Genomic DNA, 13,896 nt, shown 5'->3' with positions numbered 1-13,896 from the left:
TTAGGCTTGAACCCAAAAAAGGCACATATGCAAACAATTTAAACTATAGTTCCTATTACACTACCACACAAAAAAATTAACACCGAAAAACCTTAAATAAGTAATACACACCAATAACATAGGATATTCTTTGCGTTGAATCGCTGTGTATTGATAGGCTTTAAAGGTCAAGAAGGAGTGAAAATGAATAAAATTTATATCGCCGCTTTACTGCTAAGCGCTAACTGGCAATTACATGCTGCACCGAGCATATTTGCAAATGGTCAAAAATGGCCCGTCGACAGTGAAGCGCAGGCCTCAGGTGCGGCGTTAATGAGTGTTGACCAAGCAACACTGGCAGACGTTGTGAACATGTGCGGAGCAAGTATCGCCATCAAGTTTGAAGAGGGTGATTGCTCAGACGCAAAAATGACAGCCCGTGCAAAAGACAAAATAGTGACATTAGCAAATAAGGTTAATGATCAGTGGGGGGGAGCAGTAAAGCTGCGCATAACAGAAGCATGGGACAACAATAATGAGCACAGCAATTATTCGTTGCACTATGAGGGTCGTGCAATTGATATAACCACAGACGATATGGATGTTATAAAGTATGCTAGGCTAGCGGGGTTAGCTGCAGAAGTTGGGTTTGATTTCGTTTACCTAGAAGGCAATCATGTGCATGTGTCGGTTAAGCGATGAATTTTCAGTATTAATCATCAACAGTAGGTGATCAGTTAACGTTTTGCGCTATTACTGTGCAAGATGAGGTGTTATTAGCGCCAAATTGCATGGCTTTGGTGATGGCCTCGACATGCGCTTTTTTGTGCTCGCTTATCTTTTTAGAGAATGCGATATACGTGGGTTCTTGGTTTAAAATTTCTTCACTTTTATATAAGGTTACCCCCAAAGATTGGGCGAAATAATCAACTTCTTTGTCGGCGTGAATAATTCCTTGTACTCTTCCCGCGCGCATTAACCGCAGCACAGGATTTATATCCGAAAAGCGATACAGTTCAATGCCTTTTGATACCAAATCATCATTAAGCTTACGCCCCAAGTCAAAACCGATTTTAGCTGCAAGCACAGCTCTCTGATTCATCATGTTATTCAATGACATGCTGTGTTCTAGGGTATGTAGCGATACGGTTACGCACTCAAAGACTGGGAACTTAATGTAATCAAGATATTGCGCTCTATCTTCTCGATAAGCGGCCCCAACGACACCATCTAACAAACCGTCTTCAGCCTTTTTAAGCGCTTGCTGCAAGGGTAAAAATTCTGCAATTATGGAAACGCCCGCTTGTGTACTAATACCGCGAATTTTCTCTATGTGACTGCCCGCAGCAAATCCATTCTCTTGATAGCTATAAGGTGGGTATTTTTCAATGAAGCCCAGTACAAGCTCGTCACTCAAGGCGTCATGTGCAAACGTAGAGCAATAAAAAAAAGACAACAGTCTAAAAACTTTTGCGAGCATTGAAATTGACCCTAAGTATGCACGACTAACTACAAGAATAGAACAGATGCGTTGATAAAACGAGGCAGTGTAGCACGCCTAAACGGTGTAACCTATTTAGCGACGTTCCTGCATATCAAATGACCTTTCCCCTGAATTAGTACCATTCATTCAATGAAATAATTCATATTATTGACCGGCCCCCATTTTTAGTACCACTTGCTCGGTGAAATGAGCTGGTTAGTTTTTAATGGATGCCGCGAACTGTGTAGGCGACAAGTTATTTAAAGCCTGGTGAGGTCGACTTTTATTGTAGTCATTTCTCCAAGCTTCTATTTTCAATTTAGCATCAGATAACGATTCTCGTCGTTGATGCCATTGATAATATGCGGGTAACCGTCGCGCGCATGATTACAGCAATGAATCCCAAAGAGGTGATTCAAAGTACTAACGGAGCTGATGCACTCAATCTGCTTCGCAAGCATCACGTTGATGTTGTAATAACCGAATTACAATTGCCCAAACTTGATGGCATCGAGCTTTTAAAGACCGTTCGCAGTGACGACAAATTAGCTGATATCCCTGTACTCATAATGTCTGCCACCATTGAACAGTCAGAGGTTGTTGAAGCAATAAAAAGTGGTGTATCTGAATACCTCGTTAAACCTTTTTCAGCAAAGATGCTCTCACAACGTTTAGTGCGAGCAATCGAGAAACCTGTCAGGCGCCCAAAAAGTAACAAAACAAGCAATGGCGACCTATACAAATCCAATGATGCTGAGAAGAAACAACCCTTAAAAATCCTCGTTGTCGATGATGTTATCGACAACATTCAGATAATTAGCGACATATTACGCAAAGAATACTCAGTGAAAGCTGCAACTTCTGGGCAAAAAGCCCTAGATATATGCAATGGTGATGCTGCGCCCGACCTTGTCCTGTTAGATATCATGATGCCGCAAATGGACGGCTTTGAAGTCTGCAAGCAACTAAAAGAAAATCCGGATACGGCCCACATCAGCATTATCTTTCTCACCGCGATGGACCAAACACAGGATATAGTGAAAGGGTTTGAGTTAGGTGCGGTAGATTACATTACCAAACCTATTAACCCTGAGGTTGTTAAGGCCAGAGTTGCCACACACTCTAAACTAGCAAAAACAAACAGCCTAATGCGTGAACAAATCGATAATCTTATGGAAAGCGAGCGCATGCGTGATGAGTTCGAGCGCATTATGCAAAATGATCTCAAAAGACCAGTGGAAGAGATCTATAAGTGCATTGATTTATTGGACAGATATCACCGCGACCCCGATAGAGTGAAAGCAAACACTGTATCATTGAAACTCTCTACCGCAAACTTAACCAACATGATTGATAACATGCTAACACTGAACAAGCTTGAGGATGGCAGTTATCATTTATGCCCCATAAAACTGGACTTACACAGCATTATTCAAGAAGTAATTGATACTTTTCGTGTTTCTGCTCAAGAAAAGCGCTTAGAGCTGCAATTCGAAGTACCAAGAGGTACGTATGTAAAAGGTGAAGAAATGCTCAGTGCTTCTTTATTAGGAAACTTACTGAAAAATGCCATCGAGGCCGCACCCAGAGGCTCGGCTATCGCAATTACACACGAACAAAAGCCTAATTTTGAAACTGTTGCCATTCACAATCATGGTGCCGTCGCCGAACAAATTCGCGGAAAATTCTTTGAAAAATATGTCTCATATGGCAAAAAGGACAGCCCTGGCATTGGCACCTATGCAGCGAAACTGATGACCGAGGTACAATTGGGAAGTATCTCCTTTGAAACTTCACCAGAGCACGGCACCACACTTTTTATCGCACTGCCTAGATCAAAAAATAAAGAGTAAACCAGCGAGCATTATTCATATTCAATTTATATTTTTCCCTTATACTGGTTCCTAAATTTACAACGATAAGGGACATTACAAGATGAACAAGTTATTAGCTGTTTTAGCAATTGCAGGTGCGGCGATCACATTGAGCGCATGCGAAGATGCCGATAAAAGTAAAGAACAGGCAAAGGCACAAGCTCAAGAAGCAAAAGAGGAAATTGTGAGTGCCTGGAATAAAACAGTAGATGAAGTAAAAGAAGCTTCTGCAGACTTACACGCCGAGTTCGCTGATGAGTCTTTTTCTGAGCAAGTCGATGAGCTTCTTGCTGAAACTAAAGCCCTTGCTAGTGCAGCAAGCGAAGAAGGTAAAATACAGTTCAATAGCCTAGTGGCTGATTCTAAAGAACTTGCTGCTCAGGCGTGGGAAGAGTCTAAAGAAGGCGCAGGTGAGCTTTCTGATGAAACTATAAACCAAATTGAAGCGTTAAAAGAAAAAATTCGCGCCGCCCGTGAGAAATTAGAAGAAAATCAATAATTTGATAAAACCCAAAACCAGCCGAAGTGCTGGTTTTTTTTATCTTACATTATGCAGATTATCACCTCAGCCTATGCGCTGCACATACTCCAGTGCCGTCATTTTATGATAGGTCACATTATCATGTAATAGATGAGTTGGCTCAGGGTCAACAACCTCAATGGGGATGCTCATACTACGCGCTATTTGCAAGGCCATTTGCGTAATATTGACGCTAAAAGACGTGCCTATAAAAATCATTTTATCGGCGCTCAGCATACGTTTTTGTGCCTCGGTGATGCGGTATAAGTCGGTATAGTACTCATCAAAAAGCAACACATAAGGCTTATATGAGCGATACAACTGAGGAGCGCCCTTCTCAATGGCGAAAATATTGAATAGCGACGCCACTAAGGCTTCTTCGTTGACATCATCCCATGGCGTTGTGATGGTTTGCACCACATCACCTTGCTCATGAAACACAGTCATTTGATCCAATCGACCGTGAATAGCGATGTAATCTCGATTACCTGCTTTGCCATCAAGGCCATCAATATTTTGAGTAATGACATTTTTGTCGGCCAACCAATGATGTACCTCGTTGGGCCCATGATCTCGGTAAGTGGCGAAACGCTGATAATACCAAGCTAAAAATTGGTCTGGCTGATTTTGATACATATGGCGTGTCGCCATTTCCATCGGTGTGTAATTTTTACTACCAATACGCCAATAGCCATCTTCACCGCGAAAAGTCGGAATACCACTGGCAGCACTGACTCCAGCGCCAGTTATATATAAGGTATTGTCCATTGCTATGCCTGATCCACAAATAATGCGACTGAGATTATACGTTAACCCTAGGCAAGCTTACACGCACCACAAGGCCACCTTGGTCTTGGTTGTGCAAACTGATATCTCCATGATGGGCTTCACAGATTTCCCGGCACAGCGCCAAACCAAGACCACTTCCATTACTCTTTGTAGAATAAAATGGCACTAATGCACTAGCCATAACGGTTTCACTCATCCCTTTACCTTTATCGCCAACACAAATTATTTGTTCTTCGCCGTCGGTAACACTGAGCCATACGTCCTGAGCCTCGGTTCCTGACTCATGGGCATTTTTCAATAAATTAATCAGCAGCTGCTGGATTTGAGTTTCATCACCATAACCATGTTCACATAACTCACCTTTAATCTGGAATGTCCATTGCTGTTGTAAGTCGGTGATCAGCGGCTGCCATTGAAACTGGGATAATTGAGGCTGTGGCAATTTAGCAAACTTACCGTAGCCTTGCACAAACTCACTCAATCGCCCTATGCGCTCATCGATGGTGTTAAAGACGCGCTCTAGCCGCTCGTCTTGATTACGCTCGGCAAGCACTCTGCCTGAGTGCAACATAGAAGCTATCGGCGCGAGTGAGTTATTTAGCTCGTGGCTAATGATACGAATAACCTTCTTCCACACCTGTACTTCTTGGCGCGAGATTTCCCGCGTCATAGGCTTAAGAATAAACAAGGTATGGGCCTGATTATTGAGCAAAAATTGACCTAGTGCTAAGTGCCAGGTTTGCCTTTGTTCATGCTCTTGCTCAACACTGAATAAGCCATCACCGCCACGTTGTATAGCATCAACAATGGACTGTGGCATGTGCTCAAATAGGGATGATAACTTCTCTCCCTCAACACGTTTACCCGCAAACAGCACATTACGAGCACTGTAATTGGTGTACACAATTTGCTCTTGAGCATTGATCAGTAATAACGCTTGAGGCGAGTTATGCAGCACTTTATCAAGCATTAACTCGCGTTGATAAATCCACTGGCGCTCTTGGTGCAATTTACTCGCAGTATCATTATATAAACGGCACAAATCACCTAATTCATCATCGTTACGATATGCCAACGAGGTAGCAAAGTCCCCATCTTTAAAATTAAGTAACCCAGATTCGATAGCCTGCAAGCCTCTTACCCTAGGTGTTACTACCCAGTGTACAAATAATGCCTGCAAACCACCCAATACAACGGCCAACAGTAAGCCTTGTATCAAGGTCAACATGTCGAAAATAACGCCAACAGCCAAAGGAATACAGACAAACAAACTAAGCCATAAACTGAGTTGCCAACTTAGTCGCTTGGCACCTTTTGGAAGTAATCTCATCAGTAATCAATACCAAACTTTTGCATACGACGATAAAGCGCCTGTCGCGATAATCCAAACTCACGCGCAACTTTGGCAACCACTCCTTGGTGCGTGCGCATGGCATCTTCTATCTCTTGTTTACTTGGCTCAGATTTAGATTGAACAACCTCAGTGTCGTGTTGCAAAGCAAAGTCTTCTATGTGTAATTGTCCCTCGGGTTTGAGCACAGCAATGCGCTTACACGCATTCTCAAGCTCACGCACATTGCCAGGCCAACTGTGTTGACGCAACATAGCCTCGGTGTGTAAGCCAAGCTCCCTGCCCGGTAAAAAGTGATTGATCAGCGCTGGGATATCATCTTTACGCTGCGCAAGTGGTGGAATGGCTAATTCAATAACGTTAAGACGGTAATATAAGTCTTCACGGAAGCGTCCGTTTTTAATATCGCCGAGCAAATCCGCATTGGTCGCAGAAATCACCCGCACGTTGACTTTACGAGTCTGGGTTGAACCAACCCGTTCGAATTCACCTGTTTGCAATACGCGTAGCAACTTAACCTGTCCCTCTAAGGGCAAATTGCCAATCTCATCAAGAAATAAGGTGCCTCCATCCGCCGCTTCAAAACGACCAATACGAGTCTGCTTTGCGCCTGTATAGGCGCCTGCCTCGGCTCCAAATAACTCGGCTTCTATTAAATCTGCGGGCAAGGCTCCGGCATTGACCTTAATAAAGGGCGCACTGCGCAGGGCCGAATTACGATGTACTATTTCAGCAATACCTTCCTTACCGCTGCCGTTAGCGCCAGTGATGAGCACAGGAACGTCGGCAAGGGCAACCTGCAATGCCATATCAACCACCCGCTGCATGGCCGTGCTGGCGAAAACCATTCCCGCCAAATCAGCATGGGCATGGGCCTCGCTGCGCTCTTGCGCTTGGCGTTTGTAGGTTTGGTTCTGAGCCGTTGCCTCTCCTAACGCGACGAGGTTATCTATGGTTGTAAGCAGTTTTTGGTCATCCCATGGCTTACTCAAATAGTCTGCCGCACCGGCTTTTACTAGTTCAACGGCCGTTCGTAGCTCAGTCCATGCCGTAATCAAAATAATAGGGAGGTTGGGATTGATATCACGCAGGTCATAAAATAGCTTTTTGCCTTCTTCCCCTGAGGTAGTGTCGGCGCTAAAGTTCATGTCTTGAATGACCAAAGAAATGCGCTGATAACGCACAATATGCAGCGCTTGTGCGGGCGTCTCGCAGGTGACTGCCTGATAGTCATGTAACTCTAAAAGCAACGACAATGCATCGAGCACCGCAGGATTGTCGTCAACAATGAGGATTTTCTTCACATTATCCATAATTTCGCTATCGCCCCGAGGCGCGCCAACGGGCGCGCTCGATTGTTATTATTATATTGAACGTGTTGCCACACTCGGTGGTACATTTGCAGCACGCAGTGCTGGCCCCCACGCTGCAATGATACTCATTATGAGCATAAATGCTGCACTAACCAAGACAAAAGTCATTGATAAACTTGGTAAAGAGAACACTTTCATCAATTGTTGACCAAGCACCACTGATAGCATAGCACCAATCGTAAGCCCTACACTCGCCACCAGCACATTCTCAATTAAAAAGTAACGAACAATCGCTGACTTACGCGCGCCCAAAGCACGACGAGTCCCAATTTGCTTGGTACGTTTAGAGATATTGAACAGCGTCAGGCCAAAGATACCCAATGCCGTTACCAACACCAGTACCGCTATTAATACAATCAGCATTCGCATAACCAAGGTATCTCGCGCCATGTAGCTCGCTTTATTCTCATCCAAGCCTTGAATGCCATAAATTACACGCCCAGGTTCACTTTTTAGCAGGATCTCCTCAACTTGCGCCATGACTTCAGCGCGTCTATCAGGCTCGGTGCGAACAATAAACTCTGTGCGAGGCTGAGCATAGTTGAATGGAAAGATAACGACATTACTTGGGCTACTGTCTTTGAGCCACGGCCCTTTAATCGTGTCGATAATACCAATAATTTCAACCCCCTCAGGCCCCTGATAGACCATTTTTCCTAATGCAGACTCGTCAGGAAACATTTCTTGCGCGAAGTCTTTAGTGACGATTGTAGTATTAGGAAGCCTATCAAAGTTATCAGCATGCACTACTTCCTCAGGATAGAAGTTGCGCCCTTCGATGAGCTTTGCTCCAAGCGCATTAAGTACATGCTCATTGGTAATAAAATATGCCGCTCGGACACCGGTTCCTATTTCTGGATTCGGTACTTTATGCACACTGCTTGAAGAGCCACTTCCTGACAGTGGCGTCCAATTGACCATAGCCGCATCAATTACCCCATCAATGGCGCGCAAATCACGCTCATCTTGAGCGTATTGCGCCACAAGGTTAATGTCAGTATCAAAGGTACTCACACCAAAACTGAATATTGCGTTCTCTTCATAGCCTGTTTCTTGATTGAGGTATGTAAGGCGGTCACTGATCATAAATGCTGCATTGCTCACAATCGCTAAAGTAATTGCGATTTGAACCAGTAATAACACCGCACCAACTTTGGAGCGCAGTAGTGCATTAATCATAGGTTTTAATTCAAACATTGGCTCTCTCCTACTGCGTTTTTAAGTAATAAGCTGGGTTGGTTCTGCACACTTGATATGCCGGCAACAAACCAGCGACAACACATGCAACTATCGCTATAGCTGGTGCACTAGCGAGCATAACCCAGTCCATTTGAGCTAAATCAGAATAATAGCTATAGCTTTCTCTGACTCCCCACAAACACAGTTGCGCCAGAACAATGCCCAATACGCCGCCAAACACACCTAACAATGCCACTTCAACAAGATGCTGGGTAAACACTTGAGTTTTACTCGCACCAAGCGCTCTACGTACGCCAATCTCTGGCGCGCGGCGCATAAACTTAGCAAGGAGCAATCCTAAGATATTTGCTAAACACACAGCCAAGAACATAAAGCTCAGCAACACAAGGATTTTATTATCTTCGCTGACAACTTGGTTGTATTGCATCCACTCGTTCACATCGCGCAACGCATATTTAGGATCTTTACGGGCAAAGCGACCCAGTTTTTGTTGTTCTTGAATGTAGTTAACTAGGAACTGTTGATAGTCTTCTTTGGCTTGAGGCGAGTCTAACTGAACCCAAAATTGTAGCCATAACATTTCTGAGTTAAGGCGCTCTTCAAACGTACGGTTTGATTCGCGCTTCCAGCCATTGCTATTGCCCCATGTGGTAATTTGTAGTTCTTTAACTAAAGAGAATGGAATAATCACGCGCTCAGAAGGGCGAAATGCACCATTGTTAAGGTCATAATATTTAATGTGACTGGTAACAGGCTTTACTACACCGACGACTTCAAATAAGTGCTTGTCTAAATAGAGCGTCTTGCCAACCGGGTTGATATCGCCGTACAGCTCTTCGCTCAACGACTGCTCAATAACAACTTTATTAAGCGCGTTGTCTTCGTCGCTTTGTTGCCAGGCTCCGCCATAAATAAACTCTGCATTAAACATGGAGAAGAAGTCACGACCTGCAGCTCTGGCATCCATTAATTTAGGTGCGTTTGCTTCATCACCAAGGTGCACTGCAAAACCTGCCCGCATCATAATCACTTGCGCATCAGCCTTGGCGCTGTTCATGAGATTTTGCGCGTCCTGAAAGGTGAGCTGATAGGGAATATCATCATTAGTAAACCAGCCTTCGCCCTCATCCATGGTTTGTAACTGCACCGCAAAAAGCTGATCACTTTTGCTTGGAATAGGGTCGGCGCTCATCATGTGATACACCGAAAGCGTAGTCATCGTAATACCTATGCCAATGGCGATAGCGACAACCATTAACGCACTGACCAGTGGCGTGCGCTTAAACGAGCGCCAGCTCAAATCAATATAGTGGCCTAACATCTTACACCTCCACCGCACGCTCAGCGATGTCACCGGCTGTTTGTTCTTTACTTGGTTTGCCCTGATACAGGCTAAAATCTGCTAACTGACCATCAACTACTTGAATGTTACGAGGTGCTCTGCGCGCCAGCTCTGGGTCGTGTGTCACCATCACAATGGTGGCGCCTTCTCGGTTAATATCTTCCAAGATTTCCATGACTTGGCGTGCCATTAAACTATCCAGGTTACCTGTAGGCTCATCCGCCAAAAGAAAACGTGGCTCACCCGCTAGCGCTCGGGCAATCGCTACGCGTTGCTGTTGACCGCCTGATAGCTGTTGCGGCAGGTGGTTGGCTCGCGCGCCCAAGCCAACAAGCTCAAGGCAGCGCTGAATACGCTTTTTACGCTCAGCAGCTTTAATACCACGATAACGCAATGGCACTTCAACATTTTCATAAAGGTTCAGGTCAGGGATCAGGTTAAAGCCCTGAAAGATGAAGCCAATTTTTTGGTTACGTAAATCAGCTCGTTGGTTGTCGTTTAGCTTGCCAACATCGATACCATCTAGCTCATAGGTACCATCAGTGAAGGGTTCAAGCATACCAGCGATGTTCAAAAAGGTGGTTTTACCGCTGCCGCTGGGGCCAGTTACGGCAATAAACTCGCCCTGCTCCACGTTTAAGTTAAAATCACGCAGAGCATGTGTTTGCACCATATCTGTTTGGTATACCTTGTTGATATTATTCATTTTAATCATTTTTATATTCCTTAATCTTTGATATCAATTAGCGCAATAACACGCGCTCTGCTTGTTTAAATGCGTCGTAATTTGACACCACCAAGGTGTCACCTTCTTGTACACCACTGGTAATTTCTACATTGGCCACGCTAGTGGCTCCCGTTTGAATTTGAATACGCTCGGCCACATCACCCTGCACACGATAAGCAATAAAGCCACCGTCATTTAAAAAGGCTCCACGGCGAACCATCAGCACGTTTTCACGATTCTCTAAAAGAATGCGTGCAGATAAGCGCTGGTTTTGGCGAATTTTATCCACCTGACTTTGATCAAAACGCACACGTGCACTCACTTGACGGTCTTTCACTTCAGGGGAGATAGACGCCAACGTGCCAAAAATACGGTTAACGCCAATACTGAGCTCGACTTGTAAACCTAACCCCAACTCATTGGCGTAGCTCTCTGGCACTTGTAGCTCGGCTTCAAAGGCGCTTAAATCAACTAGCGTCATAAGCGCTTGGCTTGGTGAAACAGCCGCTTGTTGCTGTACTAATAAATTACCTACTACGCCATTAACTGGCGCGGTGATGTTCAATTCATTCACTCGGCGAGTCAGCTCATCAACCACTAGCTGTTGACGAGAAACATCTGATTGCGCCGATTTCAGCTCAAATGCGAGCGTGTCTTTCCCTATTTCAATTTCTTGTTGCGCATGTTGAAAAGCGAGCTTAGCGCGGGCTAAGTCATCTTGTGCTTGCTCCATGTCGATTTGGCTTATCAAGTTATCTTTAATCGACAATACCGCTCTGCGATGCTCGCGATTGGCAGCGTTTAGTGTCACCTCTGCCATATCAAGGGTCTTTACCAAGGTCAGTGTATCTCGGCGCACTTGCAATTCTTTGCGAGACAGCTCATTGGTTAAACGTTGCAGTTCAGATTGCTGCTGCTTAAGTTCATTGGTGAGCTCAGGGCTGTTTACCTTTGCGATAAGTTGTCCTTGGCTGACTTCATCTCCTGGATTAACCAATAACTGTACGTAACCTTGGGCACTGCTATAAACCTGAGGCGCGTTAGCTGCAACAATAAAACCCGTGGTCGCAATATCACGCACTAAATCGCCTCGCGTTACCGGTGCCAGCTTCAGAGCAGCACGTTCCAATGACATACTCGTATTGCCATGACTTGCTCCTAAATAAGAAGCACTCACCAAGGCAACGACCGCACACACTCCAAGCACAGCCCAGTAACGGGAACGATTGCTTTGTTTGGCGATAACCGTATCTTGCGCCTGAGTATCTCGGATCATGCTGACACCTCGGCACCAAAGTGTGTGCGACTCATATTCGCCACAACATTAAGCACAACGACAATCAATACCAGTAATGGAGAAGTAAAAAATACCAATGGGGTGATAAACATCTGTGAAGCCCTACAATCAACTTTATATCCAGTACCTTACGAGAACCGTGCCAACTTACAAAAAAAGCACAAGATATTGTTTTTATTGGTTTATTTAATATTCCCGTACGACTGTGTAATGTCCGCGGACATAAAAAGTGTCCGCTGCGGACACCCTGTATTCCTGTGGACTAACTATATGAAAGTCATAGATAAACTTGAGATTTAACGAATTACTCCTAAGCTCTAATAGAACCTTTTGGTCATATTAGGAATATCAACATGAAGAAAGCATTATTGGCATTATCGATAGTGACTGGGCTACTCAGCACATCTGCTAGCGCTGAAATTCGAATAAACGGATTTGCTTCGATTACAGCTGGGATGACGCTCGATGATGGAGATACCCTTTTTGGTTACAATGACGAGTTCAGCTTGAAGCCAGAAAGTCTGTTTGCGTTACAAGTGTCAGCTGATTTACAAGAAAAGCTTAGTGCCACGGCACAAATTATCGCTCGGGGAGAAAACGACTTTGATGCAGAGTTTGAGTGGGCATACATTACCTATGAACTAACAGAAAACACTCAGCTCAGTGCGGGGAAAATGCGCATCCCATTTTATCGTTACTCCGACTTTTTAGATGTGGGTTATGCCTATCGCTGGATACGCCCCCCGCAGTCGGTATACAACTTGAGTTTCTCCACATACGAAGGGTTGAGCTTGTTACACAATAGCACCTTGGGTGAATGGGACAGCTCGCTTCAACTGATGTTTGGTGCTGTTGATGACGATATCGCTGCGGTATCATCCTCTGATGCTGCCAAGCTAAATGATACGCTGGGCTTTAACTGGACCTTGTCCAAAGACTGGTTTAGTGCACGCGCTGCCTACTTTATATCTGAAGCAACAATAGATTTGAGCAACAGTGCACAGCTAAGCGCCTTGATTGGCGGACTTAATGGCTTTGGGCTCACCGAGCAAGCCAGTAACCTGGCAATTGACGAGGATGATGCGTATTTTGCAGCAATTGGTTTCAGTATTGATTATGAAGATATACTCGTTGATGCCGAATACACAGAGTTTGAAGTTGATAACAGTATCTTAGCTAAACAACAGCAATATTATGTCTCATTGGGATATCGTATTGATGAATGGACTCTGAGCCTTACCTATGAAGATAATGATGATGACAATGATGCCAGCGAGTTTAATACAGTGCCAACATCCATCACTACCCAACTCGGTCCCATCCCTGTCAGTACCAACCCTACAGACCCTAACGCGCCACTGCTTAGAGACTTAACTAACTTCGCGTTAGCATCACAATCAGCGGCTGATAACTCTTATTCGGTTGGTGCCCGTTATAACTTTCACCCCGCAGCAGCTTTTAAAGTAGATTTTACCCAAGTAGATTATGAAATCAGTGATACCAAAACTGAGATTCTGTCTATTGGCGTAGACATCGTATTTTAAGGAGGCTAATCATGAAAAAATTACTAACCTGTATCGCCTTGCTAGTTAGCTGTAGCGCAGCAGCTGATATTTCTGTGATCACCCACCCAAGTAATAATGGCGCCGATGAAGCGGTGGTCAAAAAGCTATTCTTGGGCAAAGCAAAATCATTTAATGATGGCAGTGCTGCGAGTCCGGTCAATCAAGATGCCAATGCCGTATTTGACGAGTTCAACGACAAGGTATTAGGTAAATCAAGTTCACAGCTCAACGCCTATTGGTCTAAGCTGGTGTTCACTGGCAAAGGTACACCACCAGATAAACTCGCCAACGATCAGGCAGTCATTGACTTTGTTAAAGCTAATCCAGGTGCCATTGGCTATGTTAGCTCGGCAAGTGTGACAGCAGACGTCAAAGTAGTTGCCACCTACTAATAAA

Annotated in this window: 13 protein-coding genes and 1 pseudogene; 5 read left to right on the top strand and 9 right to left on the bottom strand. The window is 44.6% G+C overall.

Annotated features, from left to right (window positions below; all coding sequences use genetic code 11):
* The first annotated feature begins 183 nt into the window (after nt 1–183).
* On the top strand, nt 184–681 hold the full coding sequence (locus AAEU32_RS03660) for a hypothetical protein (RefSeq protein ID WP_421969173.1): 498 nt from the start codon (nt 184–186) through the stop codon (nt 679–681).
* Between the two features lie 31 nt (nt 682–712).
* Here the strand turns inward: AAEU32_RS03660 and AAEU32_RS03655 are convergent, their stop codons facing one another.
* Nucleotides 713–1,459 (bottom strand): substrate-binding periplasmic protein, encoded by a 747-nt coding sequence (locus tag AAEU32_RS03655; protein ID WP_421969172.1) that lies wholly within the window; start codon nt 1,457–1,459, stop codon nt 713–715.
* 219 nt (nt 1,460–1,678) lie between these two features.
* Nucleotides 1,679–1,795, bottom strand: a pseudogene (locus tag AAEU32_RS03650) (integrase core domain-containing protein); the annotation flags it as partial.
* On the opposite strand from AAEU32_RS03650, the gene AAEU32_RS03645 reads away from it, so the two are divergent.
* Complete coding sequence (locus AAEU32_RS03645; protein ID WP_421969410.1) at nt 1,792–3,315, top strand: response regulator; 1,524 nt, start codon at nt 1,792–1,794, stop codon at nt 3,313–3,315. The pseudogene AAEU32_RS03650 and the gene AAEU32_RS03645 overlap by 4 nt on opposite strands.
* Before the next feature lie 82 nt (nt 3,316–3,397).
* Nucleotides 3,398–3,835 carry a hypothetical protein gene (locus AAEU32_RS03640; RefSeq protein ID WP_421969171.1) on the top strand — a complete coding sequence of 146 codons (438 nt, stop codon included), beginning with the start codon at nt 3,398–3,400 and terminating at the stop codon, nt 3,833–3,835.
* Between the two features lie 66 nt (nt 3,836–3,901).
* Here the strand turns inward: AAEU32_RS03640 and AAEU32_RS03635 are convergent, their stop codons facing one another.
* The 7 genes from AAEU32_RS03635 to AAEU32_RS03605 are packed head-to-tail and all read right to left on the bottom strand — an operon-like array spanning nt 3,902 to nt 11,914.
* Nucleotides 3,902–4,624: an SIR2 family NAD-dependent protein deacylase gene (locus AAEU32_RS03635; RefSeq protein ID WP_421969170.1), complete on the bottom strand. Its 723-nt coding sequence runs from the start codon at nt 4,622–4,624 to the stop codon at nt 3,902–3,904.
* 34 nt (nt 4,625–4,658) lie between these two features.
* Nucleotides 4,659–5,975, bottom strand: coding sequence for a sensor histidine kinase (locus tag AAEU32_RS03630; RefSeq protein WP_421969169.1), 1,317 nt, complete (start codon nt 5,973–5,975; stop codon nt 4,659–4,661).
* A complete protein-coding gene (locus tag AAEU32_RS03625) occupies nt 5,975–7,300 on the bottom strand; it encodes a sigma-54-dependent transcriptional regulator (RefSeq protein ID WP_421969409.1) in 1,326 nt (441 codons plus the stop codon). Before AAEU32_RS03625 ends, AAEU32_RS03630 begins: the two co-directional genes overlap by 1 nt.
* Nucleotides 7,301–7,360: 60 nt before the next feature.
* A complete protein-coding gene (locus AAEU32_RS03620) occupies nt 7,361–8,566 on the bottom strand; it encodes an ABC transporter permease (protein WP_421969168.1) in 1,206 nt (401 codons plus the stop codon).
* A gap of 10 nt (nt 8,567–8,576) precedes the next feature.
* Nucleotides 8,577–9,890 carry an ABC transporter permease gene (locus AAEU32_RS03615; protein WP_421969167.1) on the bottom strand — a complete coding sequence of 438 codons (1,314 nt, stop codon included), beginning with the start codon at nt 9,888–9,890 and terminating at the stop codon, nt 8,577–8,579.
* A 1-nt stretch (nt 9,891) separates the two neighbouring features.
* Nucleotides 9,892–10,626 carry an ABC transporter ATP-binding protein gene (locus AAEU32_RS03610; RefSeq protein WP_421969166.1) on the bottom strand — a complete coding sequence of 245 codons (735 nt, stop codon included), beginning with the start codon at nt 10,624–10,626 and terminating at the stop codon, nt 9,892–9,894.
* 28 nt (nt 10,627–10,654) lie between these two features.
* Nucleotides 10,655–11,914 carry an efflux RND transporter periplasmic adaptor subunit gene (locus tag AAEU32_RS03605; RefSeq protein WP_421969165.1) on the bottom strand — a complete coding sequence of 420 codons (1,260 nt, stop codon included), beginning with the start codon at nt 11,912–11,914 and terminating at the stop codon, nt 10,655–10,657.
* A gap of 374 nt (nt 11,915–12,288) precedes the next feature.
* On the opposite strand from AAEU32_RS03605, the gene AAEU32_RS03600 reads away from it, so the two are divergent.
* Nucleotides 12,289–13,479, top strand: coding sequence for a porin (locus tag AAEU32_RS03600; RefSeq protein ID WP_421969164.1), 1,191 nt, complete (start codon nt 12,289–12,291; stop codon nt 13,477–13,479).
* An 11-nt stretch (nt 13,480–13,490) separates the two neighbouring features.
* Complete coding sequence (locus AAEU32_RS03595) at nt 13,491–13,892, top strand: type 2 periplasmic-binding domain-containing protein (RefSeq protein ID WP_421969163.1); 402 nt, start codon at nt 13,491–13,493, stop codon at nt 13,890–13,892.
* Nucleotides 13,893–13,896 lie beyond the last annotated feature (4 nt).

It is taken from the genome of Pseudoalteromonas maris (genome assembly GCF_049257235.1).
Lineage (GTDB): Bacteria > Pseudomonadota > Gammaproteobacteria > Enterobacterales > Alteromonadaceae > Pseudoalteromonas.
Note: the sequence above shows the minus strand (reverse complement) of the source record. Positions and strands in the feature narration are given on the sequence as shown.

Bases quoted from the DNA above. Each gene is read 5' to 3' on its own strand.
- AAEU32_RS03660 (WP_421969173.1), top strand. From the start codon at position 184: ATGAATAAAATTTATATCGCCGCTTTACTGCTAAGCGCTAACTGGCAA.
- AAEU32_RS03655 (WP_421969172.1), bottom strand. From the start codon at position 1,459: ATGCTCGCAAAAGTTTTTAGACTGTTGTCTTTTTTTTATTGCTCTACG.
- AAEU32_RS03640 (WP_421969171.1), top strand. From the start codon at position 3,398: ATGAACAAGTTATTAGCTGTTTTAGCAATTGCAGGTGCGGCGATCACA.
- AAEU32_RS03635 (WP_421969170.1), bottom strand. From the start codon at position 4,624: ATGGACAATACCTTATATATAACTGGCGCTGGAGTCAGTGCTGCCAGT.
- AAEU32_RS03630 (WP_421969169.1), bottom strand. From the start codon at position 5,975: ATGAGATTACTTCCAAAAGGTGCCAAGCGACTAAGTTGGCAACTCAGT.
- AAEU32_RS03620 (WP_421969168.1), bottom strand. From the start codon at position 8,566: ATGTTTGAATTAAAACCTATGATTAATGCACTACTGCGCTCCAAAGTT.
- AAEU32_RS03615 (WP_421969167.1), bottom strand. From the start codon at position 9,890: ATGTTAGGCCACTATATTGATTTGAGCTGGCGCTCGTTTAAGCGCACG.
- AAEU32_RS03610 (WP_421969166.1), bottom strand. From the start codon at position 10,626: ATGATTAAAATGAATAATATCAACAAGGTATACCAAACAGATATGGTG.
- AAEU32_RS03605 (WP_421969165.1), bottom strand. From the start codon at position 11,914: ATGATCCGAGATACTCAGGCGCAAGATACGGTTATCGCCAAACAAAGC.
- AAEU32_RS03600 (WP_421969164.1), top strand. From the start codon at position 12,289: ATGAAGAAAGCATTATTGGCATTATCGATAGTGACTGGGCTACTCAGC.
- AAEU32_RS03595 (WP_421969163.1), top strand. From the start codon at position 13,491: ATGAAAAAATTACTAACCTGTATCGCCTTGCTAGTTAGCTGTAGCGCA.